The following is a 14,183-nucleotide window of genomic DNA, read 5'->3' on the forward strand; positions in this document are numbered from 1 at the left end:
GGAAAACAACCCCATGCACAGTAGATGCGGCCGGATCGGCCCGATTTGGCCCGTCCGGGCTCGACCGAGCCAAGGACTTTTGCGGACAGCGATTTCGCCGCCACCGATGCTTGCCAATTTCGTTATATCATATAATCAATTTGGCAACCCGTCGGGAGGACACCCATGCCGAAGCTGAAGCTGCCTGATATCGACAAAGTCGTCGCCATCGACATCCACACCCATGCCGAGGAGCCCTGCGGCTGCCACCCCGACGACGGCTATGACGATTTCCAGGCGCAGATGGCGGAATACTTCAAGTCGCCGAACAAGCATCCGCCGACGGTGCCGGAGACAGCGGCCTACTATCGGTCCAAGAACATCGCCGCCGTGATCTTCCCGGTCGATGCCGAGCGCGAGACCGGCTTCCGCCGCTACAACAATTACGAGATGATCGAGGCCGCCTCCGACCATCTCGATGTCCTCATCCCCTTCGTCTCGATCGACCCGCACAAGGGCAAGCTAGGGGCCCGCGAGGCGCGCAAGCTGATCGAGGAATACGGCGTGCGCGGCTTCAAATTCCATCCGACCATGCAGGGCTTCTACGCCAACGACCGCATGGCTTATCCGCTCTACGAAGAGATCAACAATGGCGGCGCGATCGCGCTGTTTCACACCGGCCAGACCGGGGTCGGATCGGGCATGCCCGGCGGCATGGGGATGCGGCTGAAATATTCCAACCCGATGTACATGGATGACGTCGCGGCCGATTTCCCCGACCTCAAGATCATCCTCGCCCACCCCTCCTTCCCCTGGCAGGAAGAGGCGCTGTCGGTCGCGACCCACAAGCCGAACGTCTACATCGACCTCTCGGGCTGGTCGCCAAAGTATTTCCCGCCGATCCTGGTGCGCTACATCAACTCGATCCTGCAGGACAAGATGCTGTTCGGCTCGGACTGGCCTGTCATCACGCCGGACCGCTGGCTGTCGGACTTTGCCAAGATCGAGATCCGCGACGAGATCCGGCCGAAGGTGCTGAAGGCGAACGCAAGGAAGATCTTGGGGATCTGAAGGGCGAAGCGGGCTTGAGTTGAATCGAGCAGGCGGGCTCGGTGCACCTCTCCCCCCCTGTGGGAGAGGTCGCGCCGGAGGCGCGGGTGAGGGTTCTTTCCTCTAGGGGATTATCCCGCTGTGGAGACACCCTCTCCCCAGCCCTCCCCCGCAAGCGGGGGAGGGAGCACACCTTCATTGGGGCGGCATTCGACCGAATCTCAGACTTGCGCGAGGCCTCCGTCGACGAAGACCTCGCCGCCGGTCATGTAGCTGCTGTCCGAGGACGCCAGGAACGCGGCCACGGCGCCGGTCTCGCTCGGGGCGCCGACGCGTCCGATCGGCGTGGCGCTGCCGAGTGCATCGAACGCTTCCTCGCCGACGATTTCGAGTGCCAGCTCGGTCTTGGTCGGCCCCGGCGACAGCACATTGACACGGATGCCCGTGCCGCGCAGGTCCTGCGCCCAGCTGCGCGCGAGATTGCGGATCGCGGCCTTGGTCGCGCTGTAGATGCTGAACTGCGGCGTGCCCATGACGCCCGTGCTCGAACCGGTCAGGATGATCGACGCGCCCTGCTTCATCAGCGGCAGGGCCTTCTGCACGGTGAAGACCAGCCCTTTCACGTTGACGTCGAAGATATGATCATAATGCTCGACCGTGATCTCGCCGAGCGGCGCGAACAGCCCGGTCCCTGCATTGGCGAACAGAACGTCGAGCGTGCCTCGTTCCTTCCTGACCGTCTCGTAAAGCCGATCGAGATCGGACAGATCCGTCACGGAACCCCTGACGGCGCGCGCCGAGGATCCGAGCCTCGCCACGGCGGCATCGAGCTGCTCCTGCCGCCGCCCGAAAATGTAGACGAACGCGCCTTCATCGACGAACCGTTTCGCCGCGCCAAATCCGATGCCGGTGCCGCCGCCGGTCACCACTGCCGTCTTGCCTTGTAGTCTGCTCATGATGTGCTCCTTCACTGAGGTTGCACTGAGCTGGCGGCGTACCCACCTATAGACAAGTATGCACCTTTTGGTAAGTACCCAAAAAATGTCAGACTCGATTGCGCCGACGTCACCACCGGTCCAGAGCTGCACGCCGACCCTGCCCGGCTTCACCTGCGGCCTGGACGCGACCCTGCGGGTTGTCTCCGGCAAGTGGAAGCCGCTGATCCTGTACTTCGTCGCCCAGGACGGCCCGACTCGCTATGGCGAGCTCCGCCGCGCCATACGCGACGTCAGCGACAAGGTGCTTATCCAGCAATTGAAGGAGCTGGAGGCCGATGGTCTCGTGAAGCGCACCGACTACAAGGAGGTGCCGCCGCGGGTGGACTACAGCCTCACCCCTTTGGGCCATAGCCTCGCCCAGGCGCTCGTGCCGCTCTGCACGTGGGGCACGGAGCATATGGCGGAGGTCAGCCGGGTGTTCGCCGAGCGCGAGGGCTGGACGGCAAAGCGAGCAGGAAGCTGACGCGTTCCGATCAGTTCACGCTTGCGAGATAACCGGCCAGAATCGTTCGGCTCTGGCTGAGTGTCTCGATGCGCTCATTGATCAGATCGACTTGCTCGGCAAGTATTTTGCGTAGCTCGTTGCACGGCGTGAACGCCGGATCGTTATTCCGCACGCATGGCAGCAGGCGCTGGATGGTTTCGAGCGTCATGCCGGCCGCGCCAAGCATCTTGATCCGCCGCACGGTTTGCTCTTCCGCCGGACCATAGTCACGATAGCCGGAGGTGGTTCGCTGCGGCGCCAGCAGCCCTTCCCCTTCGTAGTAGCGCAGCATTCGGACGCTGACTCCCGTCCTTCGGGACAGCTCGCCAATCTTCATCAGAAAACCTCTTGACCCTTACAGCGCTGTCAGACCTTACAGGGTCGGCTCATCCAAGTGAATGCCGCTTGAGAGGGCGCAACGATGAAAGCCTATCATTTGAATAGCCATGCTGGTGCCGGCCGCCTCGCGCGCGCCGACGTCAGCAAGCTCGAACCCGCGAGTGGCGAGGTTCGCATCCGGGTCGAAGCCGCGAGTCTGAACTATCGCGATCTCATCACCCTCGACCGCGCGGGCCAGAACGAGCTCAACGGCCGCGTGCCGCTCTCCGACGGCGCGGGCGTTGTCGACGCCATCGGCTCCGACGTCGTGCAATGGCGGCCCGGGGACCGCGTCGCCGCATCGTTCTTTCGCGACTGGATCTCCGGGCCGTTCAAGTCGAGCTATGTCCCGTCATCCCTCGGCGGCAACGCGACGGACGGAATGCTGGCGGAGTATGTCGTGCTGCCGGCAAACGCGCTCGTCGCCGTGCCGCCGCATCTGTCGTCGGTCGAAGCCGCGACCTTGCCCTGTGCGGGCGTCACGGCATTCCACGGCCTCGTCGTACGCGGCGGCATGGGCAAAGGCGACACGCTGCTGGTGCAGGGAACAGGTGGTGTCGCCTTGTTCGGCCTTCAATTCGCAGCGGCGCTCGGCGCCCGCGCCATTGTGATCTCGTCCTCGGACGAGAAGCTCGCACGTGCCAGGGCGCTCGGCGGTTCGATCCTCATCAACTACCGAGATACGCCTGACTGGGACGTCGCCCTGATGAAGGCGACGCGCGGCGAAGGCGCCAGTCATATTCTCGAACTCGGCGGTCCCGGCACCTACGACAGGTCGCTGCGATCGGTCGCTTCGGGCGGCAAGATCGTCCAGGTCGGCGTCTTGACCGGCTTCGGTCCCAAGCCCGACCTGTCGCGCCTGCAATGGGAGAATGCGGACATCATCGGAGTGACGGTCGGATCGTTGGACCATTTCACGGCGATGAACCGGTTCTTGACCGAACACGCGATTCATCCCGTCATCGATCGAGTCTTTGGGTTCGACGAGGTCCCCGAAGCCTATGCGCATCTGCGCAGCGGCGTCCATTTCGGCAAGGTCGTCGTGAGGCTTTAGCTTGGTGGATCGATCTCGCGTTGCCGGATATAGTCCCTGCGCCCGCAACGATCCGGAAGGACACCCCATGAGCGTCAACGCCGTCGTCTTCGACGCCTATGGAACGCTCTATGACATCCAGTCGGTGGCCGAGATCACCGAGGACACATTTCCGGGCTATGGCGAGATCATCACGCAGGTCTGGCGCATCAAGCAGCTCGAATATACCTGGTTGCGTTCGCTGATGGGACGCTACCAGGATTTCGCGGCCGTGACGCGCGACTCCCTCGCCTATACGCTGCGCGTGCTCGGGCTCGCCTATGAGCGCGAGGCGTTCGAGCGCGTGATCGAGAAATATCTGCACCTCGATCTTTATCCGGATGCGACCGCAGCGCTCACCGCGCTGAAGCCGCGCAAGCTTGCGATCCTCTCCAATGGCAGTCCTGACATGCTGAATGCGCTGGTGCGCAATTCCGGGCTCGACCGCCTGCTCGATGCCACCATCAGCGTCGATGCGAAGAAGATCTTCAAGCCGAGCCCGCAGGCTTATGAGCTGATCGGCGAGGAGCTCGGGACCGCGCCGAATGAGGTCCTGTTCGTCTCCTCCAATCCCTGGGACGTCGCGGGGGCAAAATCGTCTGGGCTCAAGGTCGCCTGGATCGAACGGGTGACGCCCGAGGCGATGGCGCTGGCTTGCGTCGAGAACGAAGTCGTGGCACCGCTCACCATGTTCAAGGCGATCCGCACCCAGATGGACGAGCTCGGCTTTGCACCGGACCACCGTGTCCGCGCGCTGTCCGAGCTGCCGGGGATTGCCTAGAGATCGCCGCCCGCCCATGAGAAGTGAATGAGCCTGGAATCCGTTCGCGCCTTCTTCGCCGAAAAAGCCCCTGATATCACCGTGATGGAATCGCCGATCAGCTCGGCCACCGTGCCGCTGGCCGCCGAAGCCTATGGCGTCGAGCCCGGAATGATCGCCAAGACGCTGTCCTTGCGCGTCGGCGAGCGCGTGATCCTGATCGTGGCCGCCGGCACCTCGCGGATGGACAACAAGAAGGTCAAGGCGCAGTTCGGCGGCAAGCCGAAGATGCTTGGGCTGGAAGAGGTCGCCGACATCACCGGCCACGAGGTCGGCGGCGTCTGCCCATTTGGCCTGAAGGCGCCGCTGCCGGTCTATTGCGACGTCTCGCTGAAGGCGTTCGACGTGGTGGTGCCGGCCGCGGGCTCCACCCATAGCGCGGTGCGCATCACGCCGGAGCGGATGGCCGAGCTGACCGCCGCCGAATGGGTCGATGTCTGCGAGGTCAGGCCGTAAGGCGGCCTGCACGATGCCTGATGCATTTGCCGGTCAGGGAGGCTAGCATGGCGGCCATGACCGACGACAAAGTGAAACGACGACTGACCACCGTGCTGTGCGCAGACGTGTACGGCTATTCGCGTCTCATGGAAGCGGACGAGGCCGGAACGCTGGAGACGCTCCGCCGCTACCGCACGGCCATTGCGCGCCTGGTCGAGCGCCATGACGGCCGCATCGTCAATACCTGGGGCGATGCCGTGATCGCCGAGTTCGCCAGCGTCGTCGAGGCCGTGCAATGCGCGGTCGAGATCCAGCAGGAGATCTCCAGTCAGGCTTCGCAGACGCCTCAGGCGAGCCCGATGCAGTTTCGCATCGGCATCAACCTCGGCGACGTCATGGTGGACGGCTCCGACATCTATGGCGACGGGGTCAATATCGCATCGCGCCTGCAAGAGCTCGCCGAGCCCGGCGGCGTCGTGATCTCGAGCTCCGTCTACGATCAGGTCTACAACAAACTGTCCGTCGGCTTCGACTGCCTCGGCCAGCGCCCGATGAAGAACATCGCCCCCTTGACCAGCTATCGGTTGACCCTGGGTGGCCAGACAGCCGAGCCCGGAAGCGTCCCGATCGCGGCAAGCGCGCCGTCCTCGGAGCGCGCGCGTGCTCCGCGGATGGACGAGCGGCGCGTGTCATCCTCGGCCACGAATGTCGTCTCGGAATGGCTCACAAGGGTGCCTCGCCCGGTTGCAGCGGCCCTCACGGTCTCGGCCTTCCTGATTGTGATCAATCTTTTCACCAGCCATAAGATCTGGTTCCATTGGCCGGTCGCCGCCATTCTGTTCGGAGTGGTGATGCGGATGGTGCTCGGAAACCGACCGGAATCGGACAGCAGAACAGAACGCTGAACGAAGCAGCACGGCCGCAACTGCGGCCGGGCATCCCTCCGGACCTCGCGCTCAACAGAGCCTACGCTCGACAGCGCCTAATCGTCATAGTCGTCATAAGGACGCGGTTGCACCTGTGAAGGTGGCGGCGGCGCGTTGTTATAGCGCGGCGGCGGTGCGACGCGGTTGCGCGGGACCTGCTGCTGCGGCGGCATCTGGTTGTTGGACTGGAAGACGGCGCGACAGCCGCTCGAGAGCTGCGGTGTGTTCTGCTGCAGACAGGCCGTGATGCGGCTCACGTCCGGAATCTGATCGCTGCACAAGCGCCACACATCCGGTGTGCAGGCCATCTGTTGTTCCATGGTCCCGCGATATTCTTCGGCGAATGCTGCGCCCGGCGCAACGATGCCGCCGATCGCGAGCACGACACCCAGCGCTATCCGCTCTGTTCGCATGTCCGATCCTTCCCAATCCTCTCGAATTCTCATCAATCAATGAGGCGGCAGCCGGTTCTGACCCAACAACAAAATGTGAAAATGCCGGCCGGAACCGCGGCATCGCCTGGCGCCGCAGTCCGTGGCGCCGCCGCAACAGGGCTGGCGCAAACCAGCGTCTTGCGCCTTTCGCCATAAGCCATTTCGCATCACGCCAAGAAGCGCGGCGAGCTTCCCGCTAGCAATGGGGCTGGAATGAGGACATCGTCGATGCCGACTGCAAGACCGGCTTGTGCGCCAAACGTCACATATGACCGGCATTCGCTGCAGGGCGTGGTCCGCAGCGAGTTCTGAACGGGCGCCCTACTCCACCTTGCCGATCTTCTTCACCGCCGCGATCAGCCGCGTGCTGTCGGTCGCGACGAATTCGGAGAAGGCCGGCGCGTCCTGATAGGCGACCAGACTGCCCGAGGTCTCGAAGGCCTTGAGCACGTCGGGGCTCGTCATCACCTGCGCCATTGCCTCGCGCAGTCGGCTCGCAATCGGCGCGGGAAGAGAGCTCTGCGCGAACAGTCCGGCCCAGATGTACATCTCGACGTCCTTGTAGCCGAGCTCCTGGAAGGTCGGCACGTCGGGGAAGCTTGAGATGCGATGCGCGCCGCAATTGCCGAGCACGCGCAGCTTGCCGTCGTCGACCTGCGGCTTCAGCGTGCCGGGTGCAGCGGCGATGGCCTGCACGGTGCCGCCGAGCAGCGCGGTGAGCGCGGGACCTGCGCCGCGGAACGGCACGTGCAGCAGCTTGATGCCGGCGCTATTTGCGAACATCTCCATCGCCACATGCAGCGTGCCGTAAGGCCCTGACGAGCCGTAGGTGATCTGGCCCGGACGCTTCCTGGCGTCCTCCACGAAATCCTGTGCCGTCTTCCACGGCGCGGACGCCGGCACCGCCAGCAGCGTGGGATCGGCGAGCACCCGCGCGATCGGCATGAACTGCGACACCTCGTAGGCGGCCGGACGGTCGAACAGCCGATCGGCCTCGGGCAGCACCGCGAGCGAGGACAGCGTCATCAAGAGCGTGTAGCCGTCGGGCTCGGCGCGCGCCGCCGCGGCATTGCCGACCGAACCGCCGCCGCCGCCGGCACGGTTGTCGACGATGACGGGCTTGCCGAGAATCCGCTCCAGCGCCATCGCCACCGGGCGCGCCGCAAGATCGGCCTGGCCTCCGGCCGGAAACGGCACGATCAGGGTGATGTTGCGCACCGGATAGGTTTGGGCGAAGGCCGGATCCGGCAGAGCCGCCCGCAACAACGGCAATGCCGCAACGGCGCGCAAGAGATCGCGTCGATCCATGATGGGCCTCCCCCTGATTTTCTTATGTCGCTGCCAGCCTAACGCGCCAGGCGGCAAGAACAAGACGTTTACGAAGCGTTCACCATGCCCGCCTCCGCCTGGAACGCATGTCTGGACCCGCTGTTGGCCTCTCAAGGAGAGTGAACGATGCGGAATCTGGCGACCATCGACGTCGCGCTCGACGAGATGCTGGTGAATCTCGCGGCGATCGTTTTGCGGCTTTCAAAGCCCGAATTGACGCGGACACCGGAAGCGCGGCGCGCCCTGACGCAATCCGTCCATCAATACGGCGTTTGCGCCGCACGATCGCGCGACCCGCGCGTCCACGAATTGAAGACCCAGCTCGACGAGACGCTGAAGCCGAGTCTGCGCATCGTGGCGATCAACGGCGTGAAGGTGTCGTAGGTCGAACACCGCGCGGCCGCCGCTTGCAGGTGCCTGGGAGTTGGGCCGCGAGGAAATCGCCGAGCGCTTCGACGCGGGCGGGACGCGGGCCGCCGGGCGGGGTCACCAGATGCACGGCGCCTTCGGGCTGCTTCCAGTCTTTCAGGATGACTTCGATGGCGCCTGAGGAGATCGCTTCGCCGACGATGAACTCGGGCAGCTCGGCAATACCGAGGCCGGCGATCAATGACGGCATCACGGCTTCGCCGTTGTTGACGCGGAGCTGTCCACCCGGCCGCACGCTGGCCTGCTCGCCAGCCGAATTGGTGTAGTGCCAGATGTTGGGCGTCGACATGTAAGCGTAGCTGAAGCATTTGTGCTCGGCCAGATGCATCGGATGCGTCGGGCGACCATGCTTCTTCAGATAGGACGGTGCGGCCACCGTGAAGCGCGGCATGGTGAAGAGCCGGCGCGCGATCAGCGAGGAGTCCGGCAGGCGCGCAATCCGCACCGCCATGTCGAAGCCCTCGCCGATCAGGTCGATCGTCGCATCGCTCAGGTGCAGGTCGACCGAGACTTCCGGATAGGCCGCGAAGAATTCCGGCAGCAGCGGCGCCACCGCCTTGATGCCGAACGTCATGGGCACGGCGAGCCGCACCAGGCCGCGCGGCGCCACCGATTGCGCCAGCGCCTCGTTCTCCGCCGCCTCGCCGTCGGCCAGAAGACGCGTCGCGCGCTCGGCGAGCTTGTGGCCGGCATCGGTCAGCGCGAGCCGGCGCGAGGTGCGGTTGAACAGGCGCGCGCCGAGCCGCTCCTCCAGGCGCGTGACCGCCTTGGACACGGTCGCCTTGGACATCGAAAGCTCGCTCGCGGCCCCCGCAAACGACCGCAACTCCACGACTTTTGCGAAAATCGCAAGGGCCTCGAAATCCGGGAGTTTTGCCATGGAGACCGATCCGCCTAGGTTATTTATGGAAACAATGCGTTTCAACAGTTTCTATTTCTATACCACAGGCGGAGGCTTATCCAAGAGGTCAATCGCAGACCCAAGCAATGGAGAAATCCAAATGACCAAGAAGCTCTCAGGCAAGGTCGCCCTCGTCACCGGCGGTTCGCGCGGCATCGGCGCGGCAAGCGCCCGCGCCCTCGCCGACCAAGGCGCGGATGTCGCCGTCAGCTATGTCGCCTCGCCGGACAAGGCGGAAGCGGTCGTCGCTGAATTGAAGGCCAAGGGCGTCAAGGCACGCGCCTTCAGGGCCGACCAGGCCTCGGCCAAGGACGTCACGCAGCTCGTCAACGACGTCGCCAGGGAATTCGGCCATCTCGACATTCTCGTCAACAATGCCGGCGTCGCCGCCGGCGCGGCCATCGACGACGCCAAGGCCGACACGGATGCGCTGGCGCGTCAGGATCAGATCAACGTGCATGGCGTGATCGCGGCGATCCGCGCCGCCTCGCAGTTGATGGGTGAAGGTGGCCGCATCGTCACCGTCGGATCGATGCTGGCCGACCGCGCCTCGTTTCCCGGCCTTGCCGACTACGTCGCCACCAAGGCGGCTGTGGTCGGCTACACCAAGGGCGCGGCCCGCGACCTCGGCCCGCGCGGCATCACGGTCAACGTGGTGCAGCCCGGCTCGATCGACACCGACATGAACCCGAAGGACGGCGGCGAGTTCGCCGAGACCCAGCGCAAGCAGCACGCGCTGCAACGCTTCGGCCGTCCCGAGGAAGTTGCAGCCGGCATCGTCTTCCTCGCAAGCCCCGAGGCCTCCTTCGTCACCGGCACCGTGCTCAACGTCGACGGCGGGTTCGGCGCCTGAGCAAGGCGCCGACCGTTCAACTCAAGGAATCACGCAGATGATCGAACTCAGACCTTTCGACAAGCTCGGCGGCGCCGACCATGGCTGGCTGAAAGCAAAGCACCATTTCTCCTTCGCCAGCCATTATGACCCCAACAATATGGGCCACGGCGCCTTGCGCGTCTGGAACGACGACGAGATCGCGCCGAACACCGGCTTTCCCGCCCATCCCCACGCCAACATGGAAATCATCACCTATGTGCGCGAGGGCGCGATCACCCATCAGGACAGCCTCGGCAACGAGGGCCGCACTGAAGCGGGCGACGTGCAGGTGATGAGCGCCGGCAGCGGCATCCGCCACTCCGAGTACAATCTGGAGCCGACTAGGACGCGCATCTTCCAGATCTGGATCGAGCCGACGCAGCGCGGCGGCCAGCCGACCTGGGGCTCGAAGCCGTTTCCGAAGTCGGACCGCTCCGGCAAGCTCGTGACCATCGCAAGCGGCGTTGCGGGTGATGCCGACGCGCTGCCGATCCGCGCCGATGCACGGGTGCTCGCCACCACTCTGAAGGCCGGCGAGAGCGCGGAGTACGCGCCCGAGAGGTCGCGGCACCTCTATCTGGTGCCCGCGGCAGGCGCGGTCGAGGTCAACGGCGTGCGCGTCAACGCTCGCGACGGCGCCGCGATCCGCGACGAGGAGCGGTTGACGATCACCGCGCTGGAAGATTCCGAGCTCGTGCTCGTCGACGCGGCGTAACCACACAGCGACTCGTCATGCCCGGGCGTGCCCCGGAACAACAAACTCAACTCGTCATTCAACGGAGACCACCATGACCAAAGTTCTCGTCCTCTATTATTCCGCCTATGGCCACATCGAAGCGATGGCCAACGCCGTCGCCGAAGGCGCGCGCGAGGCCGGCGCGAGCGTCGACATCAAGCGCGTGCCCGAGCTGGTGCCGGCCGAGGTCGCGAAAGCCTCCTATTACAAGCTCGACCAGGCCGCGCCGGTCGCCGAGATCGCAGACCTCGCGAATTACGACGCGATCATCGTCGGCACCGGCACGCGCTTCGGCCGCATGGCCTCGCAAATGGCAAACTTCCTCGATCAGGCCGGCGGCCTCTGGGCCAAGGGCGCGCTGCACGGCAAGGTCGGCGGCGCCTTCACGGCGACCGCGACCCAGCATGGCGGCCAGGAAACGACGCTGTTCTCGATCATCACCAATTTGCTGCATTTCGGCATGGTCGTGGTCGGCATGAATTACGGCTTTGCCGGCCAGATGAAGCTCGACGAGGTCACCGGCGGCGCGCCCTATGGCGCCACCACGATCACCGGCGGCGACGGCAGCCGCCAGCCCAGCGCCAACGAGCTCGCCGGCGCGCGCTACCAGGGCCGCCAGATCGCGGAGACCGCCAAAAAGCTGCATGGCTGAACTCCATGGCTGCTCCATGGCTGAACTTCATGACTGAGCTGTAGGCTGATGCGATCGCGGCATTCCCCTTCGGGAATGCCGCTTCAGCGTATGCCTTTGCCCATGGCCCGTGCGGCAAGGGCTGCGGCCGCGGGATAGCGGCGCAGGCCCTGCGCGGCATGATCGCGCCAGGCGTAGGGCAAGCCCCGCCAGGACAGCGCGACGCTGACGTCCGTCAGCGGCACCCTCTCGGCGCCGAAGCGCCGCTTGTAGTCCTGATTGCCGATGCTGAGGTCGAAGCGACGCACGCCCTCTGCATGCAGCGCCGCCATCGTGCGCTCGGTGACGAGCAGTCCCGGCGAGCAGCTCGACCATGAATCGCCGGCGTGACTGATGCGCAGCAGGTAATAGGTCGCGCCTTGCCTGATGCCGAACGACGTGCCGACGATACCCTCGTCGCAGACCAATGCCGACACGACCGCATGGCCTTCCGTAACGCCCTGGCGCGCGACCTCGCGATAAAATCGCGCATGAGTCTCGTCGTTGAGGACGAACCGCGAGCCGAGCCGGCGCATGCGCGCCTGCTGCTGGACATCCATCACATCCATCAGTTCATGTGCGCGCGCGACATCCGTGGCGATCTCGAAGCGAGCACCCGGGTGCCGGCTGAAGACGCGCCAGCAGCGCGGCATCTGCATGCGCTTGATCGAAGCCTGATAGTCCCTGTAGTCGTGCCCCATCAGCACGAGATTGCCGTTGAGCGAGGAGGACCCGATCCGCCCGAGTGACACCAGCGGATTCGGCTTGCCGCCGATTTGAGCCGGCATCTTCCTCAGCCGAAGCAGATCGAAGCGGTCCGGCAAGGCGCACAGCGCCTCGACCAATGCCCTGCTGATCGCATGCGCCGCCGCAGCGTCCAACGCGACATCGGACGCCAGGATCGGCGCGTTGTTGTCGGAGACGCCGAGATCGGCGAATTCGACGATGCGGATGCCGCGCCTGACATGGCTCATCATCGGCACCATCGCGATCGTCTTGCCGGTGGCGGCATCGGAGATCACGGCGATCAACGGTGCGACGTCATCGAACGCCTGGTACCAGGGACCGAGCCAGTAGCCATGCTGAAAGGCAGTACGATGTCCGACAGTCAGGCGCGACGCAGCCTGACGCCAGTCACGTGCGAAATCGATCGCGATGTCCGAGGTGCCGGACACAAGACCATCCAATTGCTCGACGCCGACAACCGACATCGGCGGGGCATACGATTCCTGAGTGTTTCCGGATAGATCATGTTTTGTCGCAGACCGGCTTATCGTTAAGCTATCGCCACTGCCGACAGACGCGAAAGCTCTCATGGCGCCGGTTCCGTCTGCGCGACGCATTGGAACCGCGCCAGGAAGTGCAGGCCGGCCACGGCCAGAACGAACATGAACCAGATCGGATTCTGCCGTTCGAGCAGGAAGGTCTCGGTCGCTCCGTAATACAGGCCGAACAGCCACACGGTCAGGAACAGCTTGGCCAGCGCGCCACTGCGGCTGTGAGCCTGGGCTGACTGGAAATTGCCGAGCGGTGCGAGCACGAAGACGAGGATCACCAGCAGCAAGCCCGGCAGGCCGATGGTGACCGCGAGGTCGAGATAGCTGTTGTGGCTGTGCGCCGCGGACGTCGCCCATTCGGCGCCCTGGGCGGTCTGCCGGGCCGTGACGTCGTCCCAGAAAGCCGCGTAGCCGTGCCCGATGATCGGCTTCTCGGCGACGGCCGCGAGCGCGAACTCCCAGATCGCGGAGCGGCCGGTGAAGGTGGGATCGAGCGGCAGCAGCCGCGTCAACGCTCCGAGCGCGGGGCTCATCACGCTGCCGACCGTCAGCAGGTTCATCACGAGCAGCGGCACGAAGCAGATGATCCGCTTCAGCCACAGGCCGGGCGTGAGATAGGCCAGCGACGCGAGCGCGTAGATCGCAAGGCAGAGCACCGAGGAGGTCTTGCCGCCGGTGAAGATCAGGAAGATGCCGGCGAGCGCCGCAATCGCCGGGCCCATCACGAACGAGCCCACGGCACACAGATAGATGCCGACATAGACCAGGATGGTCATCACGGGCGAAGCGACGTTCTTGTGGCCGAAGCTGCCGCGCCAGTCGCCGGCGAGCTGCGGCTCGGCGATGTCGAGCGCGGAGTGGATCGAATATTGCGGCGCGAGGAGGACGCCGAGATAGCAGAGCGCGAGCAGCACCAGCGCGGCCGCACCCAGGCACAGATTGAAGCTGCGCTGCGTCGGCGGCAGCAGCGGCAGCAGGATGGCGAGCGACGTCACGCTTGCGAGAAGCGCGAAGCGCTGGATCGACACACCGCGGCTCTCGGACAGGACGATGTTGATCAGCAGCCAACCGACGAGACAGAGATGAAGCGGCGTCACCAGGCTCTTCAACGCCGGCCCATCCGTGGTCGCCACGAACAGCACCGCAACCGCGGCCAGGAGGCCCCAGGACAGATAGGCCAGCGCCATTCGTCCACCGCCGATCGTGGTGACATCGGCATTGCGCAGGTCAGGGAAGGGATCGAGCGTCACCAGCACCAGTAGCAGCGACGCGACGGCGACGAGACAGCGCGCGGCCTGCACGGCATTCAGCTGCGCAAGACCCTCGCACAGCATCCGGCCCAACGATCGGGCCTCGACGTCGCTCATGTCGGCGGCGCTGCGGTCCAT

The 14,183-nt window shown here is 64.9% G+C and carries 17 protein-coding genes; 10 read left to right on the plus strand and 7 right to left on the minus strand.

The genetic code is table 11. The annotated features are described in order from the left end of the window. Positions 1-165: 165 nt before the first annotated feature. A complete protein-coding gene (locus RPS27_RS16330; RefSeq protein ID WP_063197425.1) occupies positions 166-1,050 on the plus strand; it encodes an amidohydrolase family protein in 885 nt (294 codons plus the stop codon). 200 nt (positions 1,051-1,250) lie between these two features. Here RPS27_RS16330 and RPS27_RS16335 read toward each other — a convergent pair whose 3' ends face one another. Beyond that, entirely contained in the window at positions 1,251-1,985 is a 735-nt protein-coding gene (locus RPS27_RS16335; protein ID WP_211418548.1) for an SDR family NAD(P)-dependent oxidoreductase, read from the minus strand. Positions 1,986-2,070: 85 nt separating this feature from the next. On the opposite strand from RPS27_RS16335, the gene RPS27_RS16340 reads away from it, so the two are divergent. Beyond that, on the plus strand, positions 2,071-2,490 hold the full coding sequence (locus RPS27_RS16340; RefSeq protein ID WP_249132064.1) for a winged helix-turn-helix transcriptional regulator: 420 nt from the start codon (positions 2,071-2,073) through the stop codon (positions 2,488-2,490). A 10-nt stretch (positions 2,491-2,500) separates the two neighbouring features. Here RPS27_RS16340 and RPS27_RS16345 read toward each other — a convergent pair whose 3' ends face one another. Continuing rightward, a complete protein-coding gene (locus RPS27_RS16345; RefSeq protein WP_194406008.1) occupies positions 2,501-2,848 on the minus strand; it encodes a MerR family transcriptional regulator in 348 nt (115 codons plus the stop codon). An 84-nt stretch (positions 2,849-2,932) separates the two neighbouring features. Here RPS27_RS16345 and RPS27_RS16350 point away from each other — a divergent pair, with 84 nt between their 5' ends. The 4 genes from RPS27_RS16350 (at position 2,933) to RPS27_RS16365 (ending at position 6,124) form a co-directional block, all read left to right on the plus strand. Then, complete coding sequence (locus RPS27_RS16350) at positions 2,933-3,943, plus strand: NAD(P)-dependent alcohol dehydrogenase (protein WP_313754135.1); 1,011 nt, start codon at positions 2,933-2,935, stop codon at positions 3,941-3,943. Between the two features lie 67 nt (positions 3,944-4,010). Next, positions 4,011-4,742, plus strand: coding sequence for a haloacid dehalogenase type II (locus RPS27_RS16355; protein ID WP_212067945.1), 732 nt, complete (start codon positions 4,011-4,013; stop codon positions 4,740-4,742). 27 nt (positions 4,743-4,769) lie between these two features. Then, a complete protein-coding gene (locus RPS27_RS16360) occupies positions 4,770-5,237 on the plus strand; it encodes a YbaK/EbsC family protein (RefSeq protein ID WP_211418551.1) in 468 nt (155 codons plus the stop codon). Positions 5,238-5,293: 56 nt separating this feature from the next. Continuing rightward, entirely contained in the window at positions 5,294-6,124 is an 831-nt protein-coding gene (locus tag RPS27_RS16365; protein WP_194408176.1) for an adenylate/guanylate cyclase domain-containing protein, read from the plus strand. A 77-nt stretch (positions 6,125-6,201) separates the two neighbouring features. Here RPS27_RS16365 and RPS27_RS16370 read toward each other — a convergent pair whose 3' ends face one another. Further along, positions 6,202-6,558, minus strand: coding sequence for a hypothetical protein (locus RPS27_RS16370; RefSeq protein WP_211418553.1), 357 nt, complete (start codon positions 6,556-6,558; stop codon positions 6,202-6,204). 342 nt (positions 6,559-6,900) lie between these two features. Continuing rightward, complete coding sequence (locus tag RPS27_RS16375) at positions 6,901-7,887, minus strand: tripartite tricarboxylate transporter substrate binding protein (protein ID WP_212067944.1); 987 nt, start codon at positions 7,885-7,887, stop codon at positions 6,901-6,903. 147 nt (positions 7,888-8,034) lie between these two features. Here RPS27_RS16375 and RPS27_RS16380 point away from each other — a divergent pair, with 147 nt between their 5' ends. Further along, on the plus strand, positions 8,035-8,292 hold the full coding sequence (locus tag RPS27_RS16380) for a hypothetical protein (RefSeq protein ID WP_211418555.1): 258 nt from the start codon (positions 8,035-8,037) through the stop codon (positions 8,290-8,292). Here the strand turns inward: RPS27_RS16380 and RPS27_RS16385 are convergent. Then, a complete protein-coding gene (locus RPS27_RS16385) occupies positions 8,270-9,217 on the minus strand; it encodes a LysR family transcriptional regulator (RefSeq protein WP_212067943.1) in 948 nt (315 codons plus the stop codon). The two genes, RPS27_RS16380 and RPS27_RS16385, sit on opposite strands and share 23 nt — an antisense overlap. A 121-nt stretch (positions 9,218-9,338) precedes the next feature. Here RPS27_RS16385 and RPS27_RS16390 point away from each other — a divergent pair, with 121 nt between their 5' ends. From RPS27_RS16390 to wrbA, 3 genes are all read left to right on the plus strand, one after another. Next, entirely contained in the window at positions 9,339-10,091 is a 753-nt protein-coding gene (locus RPS27_RS16390; RefSeq protein ID WP_212067942.1) for an SDR family NAD(P)-dependent oxidoreductase, read from the plus strand. Between the two features lie 37 nt (positions 10,092-10,128). Next, complete coding sequence (locus tag RPS27_RS16395) at positions 10,129-10,827, plus strand: pirin family protein (RefSeq protein WP_212067941.1); 699 nt, start codon at positions 10,129-10,131, stop codon at positions 10,825-10,827. Positions 10,828-10,900: 73 nt separating this feature from the next. Then, positions 10,901-11,500 carry an NAD(P)H:quinone oxidoreductase gene (gene wrbA / locus RPS27_RS16400; protein ID WP_212067940.1) on the plus strand — a complete coding sequence of 200 codons (600 nt, stop codon included), beginning with the start codon at positions 10,901-10,903 and terminating at the stop codon, positions 11,498-11,500. An 83-nt stretch (positions 11,501-11,583) separates the two neighbouring features. Here wrbA and RPS27_RS16405 read toward each other — a convergent pair whose 3' ends face one another. Together RPS27_RS16405 and RPS27_RS16410 are read right to left on the minus strand one after the other, a co-directional pair. Beyond that, on the minus strand, positions 11,584-12,729 hold the full coding sequence (locus RPS27_RS16405; RefSeq protein ID WP_212067939.1) for a GNAT family N-acetyltransferase: 1,146 nt from the start codon (positions 12,727-12,729) through the stop codon (positions 11,584-11,586). Between the two features lie 101 nt (positions 12,730-12,830). Then, a complete protein-coding gene (locus RPS27_RS16410) occupies positions 12,831-14,183 on the minus strand; it encodes an O-antigen ligase family protein (protein WP_212067938.1) in 1,353 nt (450 codons plus the stop codon).

This window comes from Bradyrhizobium sp. WYCCWR 12699, assembly GCF_032144035.1.
Taxonomy (GTDB): Bacteria; Pseudomonadota; Alphaproteobacteria; order Rhizobiales; family Xanthobacteraceae; genus Bradyrhizobium.